The following is a 2,037-nucleotide window of genomic DNA, read 5'->3' as shown; positions in this document are numbered from 1 at the left end:
CTAATGAGCTTGCTTTCTGAACAACAGCTGTATTCCATGGCGACGAAATCCTGCGAATGAGTGAGTATATGTGAGATAAACCCTTAAAACCGAGGGACGGGTACGATAGTGAAAAGGGATCGCCGGCTGCGCGCAGTTTAGTCGATCCCTTTTTCTTTACTGAAGTAACGGGCAGGATTGCTTAATAACGAAAGTAAGCTGATCTGATATAATAAGGTATCTAATTAATAAAAAACAAGTGTCTGTGAAGGTGATGCTAAAGATGAAGTATCAGTGGAGAATTACAAAATATAACCCTCTTTTTAGAAATAATAAAGGACATTATTTATTAGATGAATGGACTTGCCCATCTGAAATTGGGAAAATAATAAATGGAGATTCATTTACATTAGAAGATTATCTCCTTATTGAGCATGCTTATGTTGAGACAATAATAGAGTTTTTAAATGAAAAAAGGCAATATTCTCTGCGTCTAATCCAGACATCCAATAGATCGATTTCACACGAAGATAAGACATCTATCTTATATGATAATGAATTTGGAATGATCAATATTAAGGAAGATTTGATCGTGAACATAAATGAAATTCGCATAATATGCAAAATGATATTAAGAAATTTTGCTGATTGTCAGCTATTTTCCAAAGATAATTTTTTTGTGCATTTTGGTTGGGATTATTATATGTATATTGGTAGCAGTCAAAAATCTTTAACTGCAATTGAGTTTGCAAAAAAAAACGGTCTTTATGTTGAGGAATTTATTTCACCGTATTACTTCGAAGAAAAAGATACAAAAAGATTAGTACAATGGAGTGAAGTAGGCGTAGAGATCCCATTGGTTATAGGGGATGAGGAAATAGTTAATGTGCCATTAGAAGAATATCGAAAGATATTTGATTTATCAGAAGAGCATCCTGTTTTTGGATATTTTGAAATAACGGAAGATTATAGAGATTACTTTCAAATATTTCTGAATCACAAGATGGATTTTACAAAGTATGAATACGGATTGTGGGCTGGTAATTGAGACTTATAATAAGTTAGCAAAGATCAATTAATCATTAGTTGAAACAGCAAGGTTTAGACAGCTTATTAAGCTAACGGATACGATAGCTCAATGAATACTAAGAACCGGCAGCCGACATAATTGCTGCCGTTTCTCAACTAACTGGCAGTATAGCAGAGAAACTAGTTCTATTATTAAGCTTGCACCAATAAAATAGAGATGTGAAAGCGATGTAAGGCGCGGCATCGCTTATCGTAAAAGAAGCCTAATGGTTCCTTATTGAACAAAAATACAGCTTTTGAAAATTGCTGCAGAGTCATCCTCAACAGGATGGCTTTTTTTGTACGCTAAACATTCGTAACAGAATATACATTCTGTTACGAATCAGTCGAAACCGTTGAACTACAGAAAGTATAAAAAGGATGCACTTATTTAATCTCTATAATGAACACGTAGTCCCCCCGTCCTTCCTTCCAAACGCCCGATAAAGCATAGATATAACGCCCTTTTTCCGCGGGAAGGACGGNAGGCTTGTAAGAAAATTCAACCTTTAATAACGATGATGCTGGAGCAACTGCTGGCTTGACATCATTGGATATTTTTAGCGGAGTAGGCGAATCGGCAATAGCACCTTTCCACTGGTATGATCCGAGTAGGTAATGGACGTTTGTTCCGTTAACTGTTATTTTTGGATTTGGCGGTTCATATCCGGTGTTTTGTTCGTCCTTAATGCAGCCCGTGTTTAAAGTAAGTAGTAATAGCGAAAGAATGAGTAACGCGAAATTCTTTATAGTTATCTCGTTAGTCGTAGTTACGCTGTGCATCTCATACACCCCTTTACTAATAGATCAACATTAACATAGACGTTTATAACTCATCGTTTGTTCCGCTAACGGGAACGATAGCTCAACATCAAGGCTGCGACATCAGATTATTATTCGCGGACAAAGCGGAATACGGTCAACCCTCTAAAGCCATTGCTGATATTGTTCCTGTATCGTGTCTCTTGCGACCTGTCTTTTTTGCAAAAT

1 protein-coding gene and 1 pseudogene are annotated in these 2,037 nt (G+C 36.4%); one reads left to right on the top strand and one right to left on the bottom strand.

Annotated elements, in window-relative coordinates; all coding sequences use genetic code 11:
• Positions 1-262: 262 nt before the first annotated feature.
• On the top strand, positions 263-1,027 hold the full coding sequence (locus ASG81_RS03845; protein ID WP_056629403.1) for a DUF7683 domain-containing protein: 765 nt from the start codon (positions 263-265) through the stop codon (positions 1,025-1,027).
• A gap of 506 nt (positions 1,028-1,533) precedes the next feature.
• Here the strand turns inward: ASG81_RS03845 and ASG81_RS31580 are convergent.
• A pseudogene (locus ASG81_RS31580) lies at positions 1,534-1,830 on the bottom strand (hypothetical protein); the annotation flags it as partial.
• Between the last annotated feature and the right edge of the window lie 207 nt (positions 1,831-2,037).

The sequence above is a fragment of the Paenibacillus sp. Soil522 genome (assembly GCF_001428245.1).
In the GTDB taxonomy this organism is placed as follows: Bacteria; Bacillota; Bacilli; order Paenibacillales; family Paenibacillaceae; genus Pristimantibacillus.
The sequence above is the reverse complement of the archived record's forward strand: the minus strand, read 5'-3'. Positions and strand labels throughout refer to the sequence as shown.